14 protein-coding genes are annotated in these 16,290 nt (G+C 66.2%); 5 read left to right on the forward strand and 9 right to left on the reverse strand.

Annotated features, from left to right (window positions below; translation table 11 throughout):
• Positions 1-70: 70 nt before the first annotated feature.
• A complete protein-coding gene (locus HZZ13_RS25455) occupies positions 71-340 on the forward strand; it encodes a hypothetical protein (RefSeq protein ID WP_197962250.1) in 270 nt (89 codons plus the stop codon).
• A 170-nt stretch (positions 341-510) separates the two neighbouring features.
• On the opposite strand, the gene HZZ13_RS25460 is transcribed toward HZZ13_RS25455, so the two are convergent.
• From HZZ13_RS25460 to HZZ13_RS25470, 3 genes are all read right to left on the reverse strand, one after another.
• Positions 511-864, reverse strand: coding sequence for a hypothetical protein (locus HZZ13_RS25460; RefSeq protein ID WP_197962251.1), 354 nt, complete (start codon positions 862-864; stop codon positions 511-513).
• A gap of 263 nt (positions 865-1,127) precedes the next feature.
• Positions 1,128-1,718: a DUF2147 domain-containing protein gene (locus tag HZZ13_RS25465; RefSeq protein WP_197962252.1), complete on the reverse strand. Its 591-nt coding sequence runs from the start codon at positions 1,716-1,718 to the stop codon at positions 1,128-1,130.
• A 106-nt stretch (positions 1,719-1,824) separates the two neighbouring features.
• On the reverse strand, positions 1,825-2,853 hold the full coding sequence (locus HZZ13_RS25470) for an NAD(P)/FAD-dependent oxidoreductase (RefSeq protein ID WP_197962253.1): 1,029 nt from the start codon (positions 2,851-2,853) through the stop codon (positions 1,825-1,827).
• Positions 2,854-3,035: 182 nt separating this feature from the next.
• Between HZZ13_RS25470 and HZZ13_RS25475 the strand changes: the two genes are divergently transcribed.
• Positions 3,036-3,503: an acyl-CoA thioesterase gene (locus tag HZZ13_RS25475; protein ID WP_128264443.1), complete on the forward strand. Its 468-nt coding sequence runs from the start codon at positions 3,036-3,038 to the stop codon at positions 3,501-3,503.
• A 29-nt stretch (positions 3,504-3,532) separates the two neighbouring features.
• Here HZZ13_RS25475 and HZZ13_RS25480 read toward each other — a convergent pair whose 3' ends face one another.
• Positions 3,533-3,853 carry a 2Fe-2S iron-sulfur cluster-binding protein gene (locus HZZ13_RS25480; protein WP_008143731.1) on the reverse strand — a complete coding sequence of 107 codons (321 nt, stop codon included), beginning with the start codon at positions 3,851-3,853 and terminating at the stop codon, positions 3,533-3,535.
• Between the two features lie 166 nt (positions 3,854-4,019).
• Positions 4,020-4,394, reverse strand: coding sequence for an Hpt domain-containing protein (locus HZZ13_RS25485; protein ID WP_197962254.1), 375 nt, complete (start codon positions 4,392-4,394; stop codon positions 4,020-4,022).
• A 396-nt stretch (positions 4,395-4,790) separates the two neighbouring features.
• Here HZZ13_RS25485 and HZZ13_RS25490 point away from each other — a divergent pair, with 396 nt between their 5' ends.
• Both HZZ13_RS25490 and HZZ13_RS25495 read left to right on the forward strand, forming a co-directional pair.
• Positions 4,791-10,493, forward strand: coding sequence for an apolipoprotein A-IV repeat region-like domain-containing protein (locus HZZ13_RS25490; RefSeq protein ID WP_197962255.1), 5,703 nt, complete (start codon positions 4,791-4,793; stop codon positions 10,491-10,493).
• A 119-nt stretch (positions 10,494-10,612) separates the two neighbouring features.
• Positions 10,613-11,125: a hypothetical protein gene (locus HZZ13_RS25495; RefSeq protein WP_197962256.1), complete on the forward strand. Its 513-nt coding sequence runs from the start codon at positions 10,613-10,615 to the stop codon at positions 11,123-11,125.
• 12 nt (positions 11,126-11,137) lie between these two features.
• On the opposite strand, the gene HZZ13_RS25500 is transcribed toward HZZ13_RS25495, so the two are convergent.
• From HZZ13_RS25500 to HZZ13_RS25510, 3 genes are read right to left on the reverse strand one after another with little or no spacing between them, the layout of a single operon-like run.
• Positions 11,138-12,007 carry an MlaD family protein gene (locus HZZ13_RS25500; RefSeq protein WP_197962257.1) on the reverse strand — a complete coding sequence of 290 codons (870 nt, stop codon included), beginning with the start codon at positions 12,005-12,007 and terminating at the stop codon, positions 11,138-11,140.
• A 29-nt stretch (positions 12,008-12,036) separates the two neighbouring features.
• The gene (locus HZZ13_RS25505) at positions 12,037-12,807 is read right to left on the reverse strand and encodes an ABC transporter ATP-binding protein (protein ID WP_197962258.1); all 771 of its coding nucleotides are present in this window, start codon (positions 12,805-12,807) and stop codon (positions 12,037-12,039) included.
• Positions 12,808-12,809: 2 nt separating this feature from the next.
• A complete protein-coding gene (locus HZZ13_RS25510) occupies positions 12,810-13,943 on the reverse strand; it encodes an MlaE family ABC transporter permease (RefSeq protein ID WP_197962259.1) in 1,134 nt (377 codons plus the stop codon).
• 131 nt (positions 13,944-14,074) lie between these two features.
• Between HZZ13_RS25510 and dgcA the strand changes: the two genes are divergently transcribed.
• Positions 14,075-15,070 carry an N-acetyl-D-Glu racemase DgcA gene (dgcA, locus tag HZZ13_RS25515; protein ID WP_197962260.1) on the forward strand — a complete coding sequence of 332 codons (996 nt, stop codon included), beginning with the start codon at positions 14,075-14,077 and terminating at the stop codon, positions 15,068-15,070.
• Here dgcA and HZZ13_RS25520 read toward each other — a convergent pair.
• On the reverse strand, positions 15,040-16,236 hold the full coding sequence (locus HZZ13_RS25520; RefSeq protein WP_197962261.1) for an MFS transporter: 1,197 nt from the start codon (positions 16,234-16,236) through the stop codon (positions 15,040-15,042). The genes dgcA and HZZ13_RS25520 overlap by 31 nt on opposite strands.
• Positions 16,237-16,290 lie beyond the last annotated feature (54 nt).

The following is a 16,290-nucleotide window of genomic DNA, read 5'->3' on the forward strand; positions in this document are numbered from 1 at the left end:
ACACGAGCGAACCTGTGCCGCCATCGCGGCGACCAAACCATCGATTGACATCTTCCCCGGAGACTTTCCAATGCGTGTTCTCTCGATGATTGCCGTTGCCGGCGCCATGATTGCGAGCTCGGCCGCCGCGTTCGCCAGCGAGCTTCCCCGCTACGAAGTGACGTCGTTTCCGATCACGACAACGCAAGTGCAGGTGCTCGGCGGCGCCGGCGTCGAGGAGCAGTCTGCGAGCCCTGCAATGATCGTCGCCGGCATGCCGGCCTCGCCCGTGCAGGTCTCCGTGCTGTCGCCGCGGATCAAGCAGCTCGCGAGCACGGGTTCGAATAGCCAGGCGCACTAAGCTTGGCTCGTCAACCGACAACGATCACTTCTTGCGCGCTGAATTTTCCACCACGTCATGGCCGGGCTTGTCCCGGCCATCCACGTCTCACTCGGCGGCACCAAGAACGTGGATGCCCGGGACAAGCCCGGGCATGACGGCTTCTTCCACCTCACGCGAATGACGGGCGTCTACGTCATGCTGCCCGGCATGAAGCAGCGCACGCGCGGATGGCCGTCGATATAGTGCTTCCACACCATGGTGCGGCCGATCTTGTTCGGCACGGTGATCACCGCGCCGTCGGGCACCACGACCCACTCGTCGTCGATGCGCACGCGGTAGCGACCGCGATCGGACTCCCAATCGACGTCGGCGATGACGTAGCCGTCCGCATCCGAGCAGCATTGCCCGAACTCGCTACGCAGACTCTCGAACCAGGGTTTCAGGGGCGAGTTGGCGAAGCGGCCGTCGTCGCGCGCCAGCGCCGAATGCGTTAGAACCGTCAGCCCCAGCAGCACGGCGGCACACTGTTTTGCAGGTCTCATGTGGTCTCCGCGGTCGAAGTGATCACCGCGGGGCAAACGCTACCGTCCGCCGTCCGCATGGTGCGCGGCAGGCGTGGAGACGGCGACTCGCTCCCCCAGCAGCTTTGCCGACAGCTATGCAAATCCGGCGCCAGCGCGCATTCCGGGGAACTACTGGAGGGGGTCCGAGGCGCGTTCGCTCATCGGCGAAGGTGGCCACACAGGCTGGAGACCCTGCGCCAGGGCGAGAGCTTTTGAGGCCGCGCAGCGCGCGGCTTGCGCCCTTACTGCTTTGCCGGCGCCATCATCGCGCCGCCCTTCTTCGCCGCGGGCGCCGGTTGCTTGGCGGCTGCAGCCTGCGCGGGCAAGTATTTTGCGACGATGGCCGGATCGACCTGGGCGATATAGGCATCCGGCAGGCGCGTCCAGGTTTCGTCCTTGCCGAGCAGCGCGATGCCGAGATAGCCGCGCAGTGTCAGGGTCTGGCCGTCGGGGCTGACCCGCATGTTGGCCTTCCAGATCTGGCCGTCGCGCGGATTGAGCACGTTGCCGCCTTCGTACTTCAATCCTTCGCGCTTCATGTTGCGGACGAAGGAAATGCCGAGCACCGGCGCGTTCTTGCGATCGTCGGTGCACTTGGAGCAGACCTCGTTCGGATTGTCGGTCGGCCTCGGGAAGGTCTTGGCGATCACGCCTTCGAAGACGCCGTTGCGGTCGATGAAGAGAAACCATCCGACCGTCTTGCCGTCTTCGACCTTTTGCCAGAGCCCCGCCGCCGTGGGCTCGGCGGTCTGCGCGGCGCACGGCCTCACCGCCGCGAGCGACAATGCGAGCACGACGAAGGAGAGCAGCCGAGAACTGGAGAAATTCCGCATCAGATCACCTTGCTATTCCACGACCGGAATGGCCGCAGACTACGGCGATTTCGCGAACGGTTCCAGCACCAGAAACATGGGGCATCGCTGCCCCGCAAGGCTTCCGTCAGTTGACACCGAGCTTCTTTTGCAGGCTGGAGGAGGAGGTCGTGTACTGGAACACGAGCCGCTTCTCCGGATACACGTAGCGATGGGCTTTTTGCGACATCAGCGCGCCCTCGTGGAAGCCGCACAGGATCAACTTGATCTTGCCGGGATAGGTGTTGATGTCGCCGATGGCGAAGATGCCTGATACATTGGTCTCGAACGCGGACGTCTCCACCGGCACCAGATTGTTTTCCAGCGCGATGCCCCAGTTCGCGACCGGGCCGAGCTTCATGGTGAGCCCGAAGAACGGCAGCATGGTGTCGCAGGCGATTTCGGTGACGCTGTTGTCGTTGCCCTTGACGGTCGCGCCGGTGAGCTTGCCGTCGGCGCCGGAGAGCGCGGTGACCTGGCCGAGCCGCAGATCCATCTTGCCGCCGGCAACCAGCGCGCGCATCTGCTCGACGCTGTGGGGCGCGGCGCGAAACTCGTCGCGCCGATGCAGCAGCGTGATGCGCTTGGCAATCGGATGCAGATTGAGGGTCCAGTCGAGCGCGGAATCGCCGCCGCCGACGATCAGCACGTTCTTGTCGCGGAACGTCTCCATCTTGCGCACCGCGTAATGCACCGAGGTGCCTTCATAAGCCTCGATGCCGGGCACCGGCGGACGCTTGGGCTGGAACGAGCCGCCGCCGGCCGCGATCACCACCACCTTGCATTCGAACACCTTGCCGGCATCGGTGGTGCAGCGAAACAAGGGATCGCCGATCTTCTCCACGGTCTCGACCATCTCGCCGAGATGGAAGGTCGGGTGAAACGGCTTGATCTGCTCCATCAGCGCGTCGGTGAGTCCCTGCCCCGAAACCTGCGGAATGCCGGGAATGTCGTAGATCGGCTTTTCCGGATAGAGCTCGGCGCATTGGCCGCCGACCTTGTCGAGGATGTCGACGAAATGCGCCTTCATGTCGAGAAGGCCGAGCTCGAAGGCGGCGAACAGACCGCACGGGCCGGCGCCAATAATCAGCACATCGGTTTTGATCACGTCGCTCATGTCGTCTCTTTATCGGTCGTTATCGGTTGGACGGCGCCCGTTGGGCAGAGGTGACCCTGCCTGTCTAGCCAACGGGGATGGAACAGGGAAGGCATAAAAGCGGGATCGCCCCGCAGCCGCGCCCACTTGCCGGGCCAGAATAACTGGGCTGTAACGAGGATGGATATGACGGAGATCAATCGGTGAATGCACCAGCCCGCCTCGACACGACCCCGCGCCTCGAGGACTTTCCGTTTCGCCTCAGCGACAACGTCCGGTTCGGCGACTTAGACCCGAACCAGCACGTCAACAACGCGGTCTACGCCACTTATTTCGAGACCGGCCGTGTCACGCTGATGAAGCTTCCCGAATACGGGCTGACCCCGCCGGGGCTCGCCTGGATCATGGTGCGGCTCGACATGCACTTTCGCGCCGAGCTGCACTGGCCGGGCACGATCGAGCTTGGCCTCGGCGTGGTCAAGCTCGGGCGCACCTCGGTGACATTCGAGCAGGTCGTGTTCTCGAACGGCACGTGCATCGCGTCGGCGACGTCGGTCGGCGTCCTGCTCGACGAGGCCACGCGGCGACCGGCGCCGCTGACCGCAGAGGTGATCGAGAAGCTCAGACCCTGGCACAAGCGCGGCATCGAGGTCGCGCCGCCGAGCATCTAGTCTACTTTCATAATCTACTCGGAGACGGATCAGGCCTGGCGCTCGGGCGTCGCCACGACGAGGCCGTCGAGTTCGTCGGAGACCTTGATCTGGCAAGACAGGCGCGAATTCGGGCGCACGTCGAAGCCGAAGTCGAGCATGTCCTCTTCCATCGGCGTCGGGCTGCCGACCTTCTCGCGCCAGGCTTCGTCGACATAGACATGGCAGGTTGCGCAGGCGCAGGCGCCGCCGCACTCGGCCTCGATGCCGGGAATGCTGTTGCGGATCGCAGCTTCCATCACGGTTGCGCCGTTCTCGATTTCCACCGTGCGGGTTTCGCCCTTGTGGTCGACAAAGTGAATCTTGGCCATGTGTGCTCGTGCTGCCGCGGTGCTTTGAATGAAGGAGGGTCCCGGCTGTCCTATAACGGGTCGGTCAGCCCGGCGCCATAGCGTTTTGTGACGAATTGAATCCCTGCTTTGCGGGAAGAAGACGCGTCAAAACAAGCGACTAGAGCCCAGCTCGGGCCGTATCGGCTTAACGCTTCAGCATCGCTGCGATGGCAGCGCGGACCTCGGCCACCGCCTCTTTCAGCGCGGCGAAGGCGTGGGGCCGGCCATGGCCGGTCCGGATCGCAGTCTCCAGGCTGGCAGCGGCATCGGCGACCGCAAAGGCGCCGATCCCCCGCGCCGAGCCCTTGAGCTTGTGCGCGAGCGCGCCGGTCTCTGCCGGCAATGCCGTCATCGTCGCGAGCAGACGGGCGGCCTGCTCCGCGAACATGGCCAGCACTTCCTGCTCCAGCTCAGCGTCGCCGAGCGTCATCCGGGAGAGGTGATCGAGGTCGAGCGGGCAGTCGATGGGCGCAAGCGGGGGCGAAGGCATCCAGTCCATCCCTTGCAGTTCAGGCGTCATGGCGCAGGCCCCGGCATCGCGCGACGGCCGCCGGTCCGGCGGTCAGGTTCCTCTCACCCAAGCATGGAAATGGTTAACGAAATGTTTGGGGGATTTGACGCAGATCCGCCCGTTTATTGACGAAAAGTTGCCGTAATTGGCCTGGTCCGACTGAGAATTGCGTTGATTGCTAAGGCGTTACGGCGCGATCCTGTTAACGATGATTAAGAATGTCTTAATCGCGGGCATTTCATTCGCGACGCTCTGCCAATAGGATGTTGCAGAAATTGGCGGACAAGCCGTCCGGGTGGGGACGGCTCGGAGATCCGCGCAAGCGGCATGATCCGGTCTGTGGGCTTGCGCCGTGCGCAGGGCTCGCGGGGGGACGCGTACAAGTAACGAGGGCTCGGACTGAACATGGCGAACACTCCGAAAAAGGTCAAAGACCCTACAGAAGTTGCGCTTTCTGCGATCCAGGAAGCCCTGAACATCAGCGACACGGCGGCCGATACCAGCCGCAACGCCACGATGCGCAACGAAACGGCGCCCCCGGTGCCGCCGGCCGCGCCCCCGGTCTTCGACGAGCCGAGCTTCGAGCCGCGCCCCGCCGCCAACGAACGGTCGACGGTGTTCGACCCGATCGAGGAGCCGCGCACCGCGCGCCGCGCCGCCAATGACGACCGCGAGACCATCGGCCAGCTGCTCCAGGCGCTGCAGAAGGGCCGCCCTGCCCGCAGTGTCTACACCTTCGCCACCATCTTCGCCGGCATCTGGCTCGCCGCCTGCGCCGCGCTGACCGTCGGCTTCCTGCCCTCGATCCAGGCCGCCATGGGCCAGAGCGGCGGCGTGCTCGTGATCGCCGGCCTCGTCGCGATGTTCTTCGCGCCGATCATGCTGTTCTACTTCCTCGCCAGCCTGGTCTGGCGCGGCCAGGAAATGCGCATGATCGCGCAGGCGATGGCGCAGGTTGCGATCCGCTTCTCCGAGCCGGAAGGCTCGGCCGCCGATTCCATGGTCACCGTCGGCCAGGCCATCCGCCGCGAGGTTGCGGCGATGGGCGACGGCATCGAGCGTGCGATAGCGCGCGCCGGCGAGCTCGAGACGCTGGTGGCCAACGAGGTCGCCGCGCTCGAACGCGCCTATTCCGACAACGAGGTGCGCATCCGCGCCTTGCTCCAGGACATCGCGCATCAGCGCGACAACCTGGTCGGCCAGGCCGAGCAGGTCCGCAGCGCCATTTCCGGCGTGCAGATCGACCTGCGCCACGACATCGCGCTGATCTCGGACGCGATCGCCTCCCGCGTCGACGAGGTGGCCAAGTCCATCACCGGCGCTCTGGAAGAGCGCGGCGCCCACATCACCCAGGCGCTGAGCAATGCCGGCGACAACATGATCCTGGCGCTCGGCGAGCGCGGCGGCGATCTGCTCGACCGCCTCGAGGAAGCCAGCAACGAGACCACGCGCGCCGTGCTCGACGCCAGCGAGCGGCTGACCACCAGCCTCAACTTCAAGACCGGCCACGTCCACGACGAGTTTGTCGACCTCGCCGACCGCGTCCACGAGATGCTGAACGAGCGCATCGACCGCATCACCGGCGAGTTCGAGCAGCGCTCCGCCGCGATCGTCGACGGCATCTCCGAGCGCACCGAGCAGGTGCACGATAGCCTGAAGAACTCGTCGGACTCGTTGCTGCTCGAGCTCGAGCTGCGTTCCAACGACCTCTCCGCCAAGATCGACGACGCCGGCAACCGCCTCGCCGGCCAGATCATGACGAGCGGCGACAAGGCCAGCGAGGCGCTCGACGCCACCGTCAACGCCCTGGTCGCCAAGGTCGTCAGCCAGACCGAGACCGCGCACGATTCGCTGTCGCTGCAGATGAGCGCGTTCGACGAGCTGGTGAGGAACCAGGGCACCGAGCTGGTCGAGAAGTTCGCCCGCGATTCCGGCACGCTGGGCGCGCTGATCACCCGCCACATCTCCGAGTTCGACCGCACCGTGAAGACCTTCGGCGGCGAGATCGTCGAGCGCATGGGCCAGCGCACGCAGGACATCGCCGAGACGCTGAAGACCTATGTCGACGATTTCGACACCCGCTTCACGTCGAACGGCGGCCAGATCACGGCGGTGCTCGACCAGCGCCTCGCGCAGTTCGAGACCACGATCGGCGAACGCGTCGGCCATATCGACGCCTCGCTGAACGGCAAGATCGCCAGCCTGGACGGCACCATCGAAGGCCACATCAGGACCTTCGACGAGCGGCTCGTCGGCCGCGTCGCCGAGCTCGAGCAGTCGTTCGACAGCCGCGCGAAGTCGATGACCGAAACCATCGACGGACGCATCAACACGCTGGCGACGTCGCTGACCGACGGTGCCGCGCAGGCGATCCAGTCGATCGACTCCCGCCTCACTTACCTCACTTCCTCGCTGACCGGCGGCGCTTCGCAGGCCATCGAAACCATTGATGCGCGCCTCAACCAACTCACCAGCACCCTGACCGACGGCGCATCGCAGACCATCCAGACGATCGATACGCGCCTGACGCACCTCACGACGACGCTGACGGGCAATGCGACGCAGGCACTCGAGTCCATCGACTCCCGCCTCACCTACCTGACCACCGCCGTGACCCACGGCGCATCGCAGGCCGTGCAGTCGATCGACACGCGACTGACGCTGTTGACCTCGACGCTCACCGACGGCACCGCGCAGGCGATCGAGGCGGTCGACCGCCGCATCACCGGCGTCGCCGAGATCATCGACGGCCGCAGCACGCATCTGACCGACACGGTCACGGCGCGCTTCCAGGAGATCCAGCAGGCCATCGAGACCAAGGTCGGCTCGGTCGCCAGCGACATCGACGTGCGCGTGGCGCAGTTCGAGGACCTGCTCGGCTCGCGCGTCGAGGCCGTTGCCGGCCGCATCGAAAGCAGCGGTCGCCAGGCCAGCGAGGACATGATGTCCCGCGCCGAGATGATCTCGACCGCGATCCGCTCGCATGTCGAGGACGCCGAGCGCTCGCTCACCAACCTCGTCGTCAACACCAGCGAGACGATCCAGACCGGCGCGCGCACCGCTCAGCAGTCGCTGCTGACGGTCTCCTCCGACGTCAACGCCCAGCTCAAGATGACCTCGGCCGAGGTCGAGCAGGCGCTGACCGCGGTCGGCACCGGCGCTGCGAACTCGATCCTGACCAGCGCCCGCGAAGCGCAGTCGACGCTGGTCGCGGCCTCGGGCGAAACCTCCAACCAGATCAAGGGGCTCGCGGCCGACATCGAACGCACGCTGTCGGCGGCCGGCTCGGCCACGGCGGCCTCGATCCTGGCCGGCGCCCGCGAGGTGCAGACCACCCTCGTCACCGCGTCCTCGGATGCGGCGAGCCAGGTCAAGACGCTCACCGCCGACGTGCAGCGCTCGCTGTCGATGGCCGGCACCGCCACGGCGGAGTCGATCACTGCCGGCGCCCGCGATGCGCAGAGCACGCTGATCGCGGCCTCGACCGAGACCGCCAACCAGATCAAGGCGCTGTCCTCGGACGTGCAGCGCTCGCTGACGATGGCGGGCACCTCGACGGCCGAGACCATCATGAGCGGCGCCCGCGAGGCCCAGAGCACGCTGGTGACGGCATCCTCGGACGCGGCGAGCCAGGTCAAGTCGCTCGCGGCCGAAGTGCATCGCTCGCTCTCGCAGGTCGGCCAGTCCACCGCCGAGACGATTACGACCAGCGCCCGCGACGCCCAGAGCACGCTTCTTGCTGTCTCCGCGGAACAAACCAGCCAGGTCCGTTCGCTCGCGGCCGAAATGCAGCGCGCGCTGGCGACCGCCGGCGGCGCCACCATCGAGGCGCTCACCAGCGGCGTCCGCGAGGCCCAGGGCACGCTGATCTCCGCCTCGACCGATGCGGCGAGCCAGATCAAGTCGCTGACGACGGACATCGAGCGCACGCTGACCGCGGTCGGCGCCGACACTGCCTCGACCATCCTCAACAGCGCGCGTGAGGCCCAGATCTCGCTGACCTCGACCTCGGCCGACGCCGCGAGCCAGATCCGCACGATCTCGACCGAGATCGAGCGCACGCTGAGCGCGGCCACCGCCAACGCGACCAACGACATCCAGACCAGCGCGCTCAACGCCCAGAACGCGCTGATCTCCGCCTCCAACGAGGCGAGCTCGCGCGTCAAGTCGAGCTCGGCCGACGTCGAGCGTTCGGTGCTCGCCGCCAGCTCCAGCTTCGGCCAGGCCATGACCGGCAAGACCGACGAGATCGTCACCTACGTGCAGCAGCAGGCCGACCGTCTGTCGAACATGATCGACGCCAAGCGCGGCGCGCTGGTGGATGCGATCGGCTCGAAGACCAGCCAGCTCACGCTCGACATCGACCGCGTCACCTCCGACGCGCTGAAGTCGATCGAGACGCGCGGCCAGGCCTTCTCGCAGACCATGATGGGCAACGGCTCGGAAGTCGCCCGCACCATCAACGCGGCGAGCGAGGTCGCCACCAGCGCGGTAGCCAAGTCGCTCAAGGACCTCGAGCAGTCCTCGCGTTCGGCGATCGACCAGTCGCGCCAGGTTTCGATCGCGGCGGTCACGGAGATGCAGGAGACCAGCAAGATCCTGCGTACCGACACCGTCGCCCTGTTCGAGCGCCTGCGCGAAGGCAACATCCTGCTGCAGGAGGTGCTGACTGGTGCGCACGACAACCTCAACTCGCTCGAGCGGGCGCTGGTGACCCGCGTCGCCGACTTCGTCTCGGCGATGAACGACGTCACCTCGCGCAACGGCGCGGCGACGCAGAACCTGGAAGAGCAGCTCAACGTCTTCAACAGCAAGACCACGAAGGCGCTGCAGGATCTCGGCGAGCTGTCGGTCCAGTTCGACAAGCATGGCCAGGCGCTGGTCGAGGCCGCGCAGGTCGTCGAGCAGAGCAACAAGAACACCACCGCCTCGCTCGCCGAGCGCAAGCAGGCGCTGGAATCGCTCGTCACCACGATCGACCTGCGCACGGCCGATCTCGACCAGCGGCTGTCGCGCTTCACCGGCCTGCTCGATGAATCGCTGGCCGCGGCCGAAGAGCGCGCCCGCGACATCGCCCGCGTCGTCGCCGAGACCGCCGGCGCCGGCTCGGCCGCGATCACCCGCCAGTTCGAGGCGGTGCGCGCGGCATCCGAAGAGGAGCACCGGCAGACCATCGAGGCCATGCACGACATCTACCGCCAGACCACGGACGAGGCGGATGCGATGTTCAAGCAGTCGACCGAGAAGTTCACCAACCTCGTCGCCAGCATGAAGCAGATGGCTCTCGAGATGCACAACGAGCTCGAAGCCACCCGCAACGAGCTGCGCCGCGGCGTGCTCGAGATGCCGCAGGAGGCCGCCGAGAGCACGGCGCAGATGCGCAAGGTGATCGTCGACCAGATCGAGGCGCTCGCCGAGCTCAACCGCATTGTGGCCCAGCACGGCCGCGGGCTCGACGTCACCACGGCGGGCCGCGCCAGCGTGCAGCGCCAGGACGAGCCGGTGCTGGCCGCCGTCGGCGGCCGCGCTCCCGAGACCCGCATGCGCGACATCGGCAGCGCCTCGACGCTGCCGCCGCCGGACCTCGGCCTGCCGGCCGCGCGCCGCACCGAAGCGCCGTCGGTCGCGCCCGCCAACAATGACCAGGGCCGCGACGGCTGGTTGTCGGATCTGCTCAACCGCACCGACGCCAGTCAGGGCACGCCGGCCGGTCAGGCTCCCCGTGGCCGCGCGGCCCTCGCGCCGCAGCCGCAGGCTCCGCAAGGAGGCAGTAATCCGCTGGAATCGCTGTCGCTCGACATCGGCCGGCTGATGGACCGCAACCTCGCGGCCGAGATGTGGGACCGCTACCAGCGCGGCGAGAACAAGGCCTTCACCAAGCGCCTCTACACGCCCGCCGGCCAGAAGGCCTTCGACGAGGTCGCCCGCAAGTACCGCGCCGACCGCAACTTCAAGGGCACGGTCGACCGCTACGTCGCCGAGTTCGAGCGCCTGCTCGACGAAGTCGCCCGCGACGGCCGCGGCCCACAGGAGCTACGCAGCCACCTGATCTCGGAGACGGGTCTGGTGTACACCCTGCTCGCCCACGCGGCGGGGCGGCTGGGGTGAGACGCCGATAGATACAAATAGGAAAACGGAGGCCTCACCGGCCTCCGTTTTTGCTTTGGGCGAGGCGTCGCTTCGCTCAATCGAGGCTACAAGGTTCAGTCAACCAACAGGAACCGCCGATGGTCTTCATTCTCTCGGATGATGGGCGCGACGACGAATATCCCGCAGCAGAACGCGCATTCGAACGGTACGAAGCCTATCTGGCCGAAAACCAAACCGCTTTCCCGCCTCGCGCCTACGAACTTGCGACCTCCAACTGGTTCTACAATTCGCGAGACCACCGCTGCCCCCACGATGCTTGGCTAGAATCGCTGCAAATATCGGAAAAGCCCAGCGCTCAGCCTCGTCAGCGATCCTGCTCGATCGCGCTGCGTCTACTCGGCGCCTACCACGACGGGCACATCGAGATCACATATCCGACCGTATACGCCTACTCACTCCAGAAGCTTTCGCGAGATGCGCCGTCGCACGGCGATTGGCGCTACGACGAGTTTCGTATCTCGGATCGCGGCCACTTGATCCACGAGATTGAGTGGGCTTATCGCGCCCAATGCAAAGCGTTCGTATGGGTGATCGAAGCCAATGATATCGACTTCCGATGGATACCGGTACACGGGATGAGCGGAAGCTAGGAGGGTCGGAGCCTACTGCCGTCTCGGCGCTGCCGCCGGCTTCGGCGGCTCGGGCGGCGGGGCTGCTTGCGATGAATTGCTGGCGCCGAACAGGACGCGGGTCGGGTTGCGGTCGAAATTGTTCACGGCGCGGCTGATGTCGCCGAGGGTGCGGCGGCCATCGGCCATCAATGCACCGGAGCGCTTGTCGAAATCCTCGGCGAGCTCGCGGATCGACTTCACCGCCTGGAACAGCTCGCCGCCATCCTTGCCGCCGGCCAGCGTGTTGAGACCGAGCATGAGGTTGTCGGCCTTGAACATGACGCCGTCGACCTTGGCCATCACGCCGTCGATCTTCTCGGAATTGCGCGCCAGCGAGTTGGTGAATGTCTCGAGGTTCTTCAGCGAGTTCTTCACCGATTCCTGGTTGTCGGCGACGATCTTGTTGATGTTCTGCAGCGTGGCGCGGATCGCCTCGGTGACGTCCTGCAGCTTGTTGGGGTCGGCCGTGAGCGTCGGGATGCCGTCCTGGTCGAGCGGCGGCGGGGCCGCAGCCTCCTCGCCGCCCTTGAGCGAGATCGCGGCAACGCCGGTGAGGCCCTGGAATTCCAGGCCGACCAGGGTGTCCTTGCGGATCGGGGCGTTGTTCTCGATCATGGCGAGCGCGACAACCCGCCGCGGGTTGTCCAGCTTCACCGAGACCACCTCGCCCACCCTGATACCGTTGAAATTGACGCTGCCGCCGTTGCGCAGGCCCGCCGCCGGCCCCTCGAACACGACGCGAAGAGGGCTGCGCTGCTTGGTGGTGTGCAGCGACTGAAACCACAGCACGAAGCCGATCGCCGCGGCGATCACCGCCAGCGTGAACGAGCCGATCAAAACGTAATTCGCCCGCGTTTCCATCAGGTGCTCCGGCTACTCAACCCAGCTATTCAACCCATGACCGCGCGGGCGCGCTTGCCATGAAAATACTGCCTCAGCCAGGGATGCTGCGAGGCCTGCATGTCGGCGATCGACCCTGCGGCAATGATCTTACCGTTCCCTAAAACGGCGATGCGATCACAAGCTGTGTAAAGGCTGTCGAGGTCGTGCGTTACCATGAAAACCGTCAGCCCCAAAGTGCGCTGGAGGGTCCGGACCAGCTCGTCGAAATCGCCGGCGCCGATCGGGTCGAGACCGGAGGTCGGCTCGTCCAGGAAGACGAGGTCGGGATCGAGCGACAGCGCGCGGGCGAGCGCCACGCGCTTGATCATGCCGCCGGAGAGCTCGGACGGGAAACGCTCGGCGACCTCGGGCTTGAGGCCGACCATGGTGAGCTTGGCCATGGTGATCTCGTCCATCAGCCGCTGCGAGACGCGCAGATATTCGCGCATCGGAAACTGGATGTTCTGCCGCACGGTCAGCGAGGAGAACAGCGCGCCCTGCTGGAACAAGACGCCCCAGCGCCGCTCGACATTGCGCCGCTGCGACGCGCTGGAGGAATCGAGGTCGACGCCGAACACTTCGATCGAGCCCGCGACCTTCGGCACGAGGCCGATAATCGTTCGCGTCAACACGGATTTGCCGGCACCGGACGGACCGACAAATCCCAAAATCTCGCCGCGCTTGACGTCGAGGTTGAGCCCGTCCAGCACGCGCGTTGCGCCGAACTGCACGGTGATGTCGCGGACGCGGATGATCGGATTTTGAATCTCGCCAGCCATCGTCACATCCCGATCGAGGCGAAGAAGATGGCGAAGACGCCGTCCATGACGATGACGAAGAAGATGCCCTTCACCACCGACGCGGTGGTGTGCTGCCCCAGCGATTCCGCGCTGCCCTGCACGGCGAGCCCTTCGACGCAGGCGACGATGCCGATCACGGCGGCCATCACCGGCGCCTTGACGATGCCGACGATGAAATGGTCGATCGAGATGGCATCGCGCAGGCGCAGCAGGAACGCCTCGGGCTGCACGCCGCCATAGAGCCAGGCCACCAGACCGCCACCATAGAGCGCGGCCATTGCGCCGAGGAACGCCAGGATCGGCAGCGCCAGCACCAGCGCCATCATGCGCGGCAGCACCAGCACCTCGATCGGGTCGAACCCCATGGTGCGCAGCGCGTCGATCTCCTCGCGCATCTTCATCGAGCCGAGCTCGGCGGTGTAGGCGCTGCCCGAGCGGCCGGCGACCATGATCGCGACCAGGAGCACGCCGATCTCGCGCAGCACCAGGACGCCGAGCATGTCGACCACGAAGATGTCGGCGCCGAAGCGGCGGAAATGGAAGATGCCCTGTTGCGCGATGATGCAGCCGATCAGAAAGGTGATCAGCACGATGATCGGCACCGCGCGCCAGCAGACCTGCTCCATGTGGTGCACGGTCGAGGTCAGGCGCAACGAGCGCGGATGGACCAGGACGCGAAACCACGCCGCGAGCACGGCGCCCAGCATGTCGACGAGGCCTGCCACCGTGCCGGCGACGCCGGCCACGGCCCGTCCGATCTGCTCCAGCATGCCGGAGATGGTGATCGGGTTGCTGTCGACCACGGCGGTCGCCCTGACCCGCCGCACCTCGTCCACGAGGCTGGAATAATTGGCGGAGAGGCCCGCGATCTGCGCCTCGACGGGTCCCTTGGTCAGGCTGCGGCGCAACCGCTCGATCAGCCAGGCGCCGAACGTGTCGAGCTTGGCGACCTCGGAGACGTCGATGAAGATGCTTTGCGGGGTGCCTGCGAGCTTCTCGGCCTCAGTCACCATCCGCTCCAGGACCGGCGCAAAGCTCGCGGTCCAGGTGCCGGTGGCGCACAATGCCAGCGCGTTGCCCTTGGCAATCCGTTCCAGCTTCGGATCGCCACTCATGTCCGCTCCCGTGCCGGGGCGGAGAAAATCAGATGGTTGCGCACGCGCCCTTACCCAGAGAAGGTATCCCCAAGGGGTTAATGTTAGTTGCTAGAGGTAACCAGCAGGTTCAGATTTCGCCAGAGTTCAAAATGACTTCCATGAAATTTGCTTCCCTGGCGACGCGAATCGAGCGCTTCCCGATCGCCGGCAGCTTTACCATCAGCCGGGGCGCCAAGACCGAGGCCGCCACGGTCGTGGCGGAGGTCAGCCGGGACGGCCTGACCGGCCGCGGCGAGTGCGTGCCCTATCCCCGCTACGGCGAGACGCCGGAGGCGACGCTGGCCGCGATCCAGGCCATGCAGGAGGCGGTCGCGGGCGGGCTGACCCGAGAGGCCCTCCAGGCCGCCATGCCATCAGGCGCGGCCCGCAACGCCCTGGATTGCGCCCTGATCGACCTCGAGGCCAAGGCGGCCGGCTTGCGCGCCTGGAACCTGCTGGGCCGCCCGGCGCCTACCGAGCGCACCACGGCCTACACGATTTCGTTAGGAGATCCCGAGGCCATGGCCGCCGCGACCGCTAGGGCGGCACACCGTCCGCTGCTCAAGATCAAGCTCGGCGGCGACGGCGATCCGGAGCGCATCGCGGCCGTACGCAAGGCCGCCCCTGAAGCCGAACTGATCGTCGATGCCAACGAGGCCTGGACCGAGGCCAATCTCGAAGCCAATCTCGCTGCCTGCGCCGCTTCCCGCGTCACCCTGGTGGAGCAGCCGCTGCCGGCAGGCCGCGACGAAGCGTTGGCGCGCATCAGGCGCCCGCTCGCCGTCTGCGCCGACGAGAGCGTGCATGACCGCTCTTCGCTCGCGCCCTTGCGCGAACGCTACGACGCCGTGAACATCAAGCTCGACAAGACCGGCGGCCTCACCGAGGCGCTGGCCATGGCCGATGCTGCCCAGGCGCTCGGCTTCGAGATCATGATCGGCTGCATGGTCGCGACCTCGCTCTCGATGGCGCCGGCGATGCTGGTGACGCCGCAGGCGCGCTTGGTCGATCTCGACGGTCCCTTGCTGCTGGCGCGCGACCGCGACCACGGCCTGCGTTATGACGGCAGCCTGGTCTACCCGCCGGACGCTTCGCTCTGGGGCTGAGCGGTGAGGCGATGCCGCGCCGACCAGATCAGGATGGCACCGGCAGCGGCCATCGCGGCCATGACGTAATAGACGGCGTCGCCGATGCGGGCATAGATCGCGCCTGATGCGATCGAGGTCGCCGCGCCCAAAAGCCCGTTGCAGGCGGCGTAATAGCCCTGCCCGCGCGCGATCTGATGCGAAGACACGCGCTGCACCAGCAGGTTCATGGTGCCGAGGATGGTGAGGCCGAAGCTGAAGCCATGGCCGAGCTGGGCGATCGCGAGCAGCACCAACGGAGGCTCGCTCGCGGTGATGATCCAGCGCAGCACGGCGATCACGCCGCCGATCGCCATCAGCGTGGACGGATGCAGCGAGAAGCGCGGCGACAGCGCGAACACGACGATCTCTGCCATCACGCCCAGCGTCCACAACACCGCGATGGTCAGCCCGCTGATGCCATGGAGCTGCCAGGCGATGGCCGAGAAGGTGTAGAAGGCGATGTGACTGCTCTGGATCAGCGCCGCCGATGCGATCACGGCCCAGAAGGCTGCATCGCGTAGCAGCGGCTTGCCGGCGTGCCGCTCCGGCGTCCTCCGCCTGAGATCGTCGAGCGGCTGCAGCAGCAGGCTGGCTGCGACCGCGACGACGGCCCAGGCCACAATGACCCAGATCAGGTCGCGCGGAGCAATGACGTCGACGAGATAGCCGCAGGCGAGCGAGCCGGCGGCAAACGCCGCCGACCCCCACAGCCGCAGCGGTCCGTAGTCGAGCCCGTAGCGGGCGACGCCGCGCAGCGCATAGGCATCGGTCAGCGGCATCGTCGGCGTCCACATCATGCAGGTCAGCGCGTAGAACAGGAACAGCACCAGCGGCTGCTGCTGCAGGCCGATCGCCGTAAATCCGATCGCGGTCGCCAGCGCCGATACCATGATGGCGGCGCGAATGGCCTGTCGCTTTTCGGCAAAGGCGGTCACTTGCGGCAGCGTGGTGAAACGCGTGATCGCCGGCAGCGCGTTGATGATGCCGATCCAGGCCGCGTCGATCCCGATCGCATTCAGCCAGACCGGGAAGAACGGCATATGCGTGCCCAGAACCGCAAAGAAGGCCGAATAGAACACGGCGAGGCTCACGGCGAATCGCCGCTTCGTCGCTACCGCGATGGGGATTTGTGATTCGGACTGCATCAAACCAATTGCGATTCGGTCGATATCGTGGTGATCGTTACAGTAACGCGCACT

Origin of the sequence: Bradyrhizobium agreste, assembly GCF_016031625.1 — a bacterium.
Lineage (GTDB): Bacteria > Pseudomonadota > Alphaproteobacteria > Rhizobiales > Xanthobacteraceae > Bradyrhizobium > Bradyrhizobium agreste.

Excerpts from the sequence above, each read along its gene's own strand:
- HZZ13_RS25495 (WP_197962256.1), top strand. The coding sequence starts at position 10,613 with ATGGTCTTCATTCTCTCGGATGATGGGCGCGACGACGAATATCCCGCA.
- HZZ13_RS25500 (WP_197962257.1), bottom strand. The coding sequence starts at position 12,007 with ATGGAAACGCGGGCGAATTACGTTTTGATCGGCTCGTTCACGCTGGCG.
- HZZ13_RS25470 (WP_197962253.1), bottom strand. The coding sequence starts at position 2,853 with ATGAGCGACGTGATCAAAACCGATGTGCTGATTATTGGCGCCGGCCCG.
- HZZ13_RS25465 (WP_197962252.1), bottom strand. The coding sequence starts at position 1,718 with ATGCGGAATTTCTCCAGTTCTCGGCTGCTCTCCTTCGTCGTGCTCGCA.
- HZZ13_RS25460 (WP_197962251.1), bottom strand. The coding sequence starts at position 864 with ATGAGACCTGCAAAACAGTGTGCCGCCGTGCTGCTGGGGCTGACGGTT.
- dgcA (WP_197962260.1), top strand. The coding sequence starts at position 14,075 with ATGACTTCCATGAAATTTGCTTCCCTGGCGACGCGAATCGAGCGCTTC.
- HZZ13_RS25490 (WP_197962255.1), top strand. The coding sequence starts at position 4,791 with ATGGCGAACACTCCGAAAAAGGTCAAAGACCCTACAGAAGTTGCGCTT.
- HZZ13_RS25510 (WP_197962259.1), bottom strand. The coding sequence starts at position 13,943 with ATGAGTGGCGATCCGAAGCTGGAACGGATTGCCAAGGGCAACGCGCTG.
- HZZ13_RS25505 (WP_197962258.1), bottom strand. The coding sequence starts at position 12,807 with ATGGCTGGCGAGATTCAAAATCCGATCATCCGCGTCCGCGACATCACC.
- HZZ13_RS25520 (WP_197962261.1), bottom strand. The coding sequence starts at position 16,236 with ATGCAGTCCGAATCACAAATCCCCATCGCGGTAGCGACGAAGCGGCGA.
- HZZ13_RS25485 (WP_197962254.1), bottom strand. The coding sequence starts at position 4,394 with ATGACGCCTGAACTGCAAGGGATGGACTGGATGCCTTCGCCCCCGCTT.
- HZZ13_RS25455 (WP_197962250.1), top strand. The coding sequence starts at position 71 with ATGCGTGTTCTCTCGATGATTGCCGTTGCCGGCGCCATGATTGCGAGC.
- HZZ13_RS25480 (WP_008143731.1), bottom strand. The coding sequence starts at position 3,853 with ATGGCCAAGATTCACTTTGTCGACCACAAGGGCGAAACCCGCACGGTG.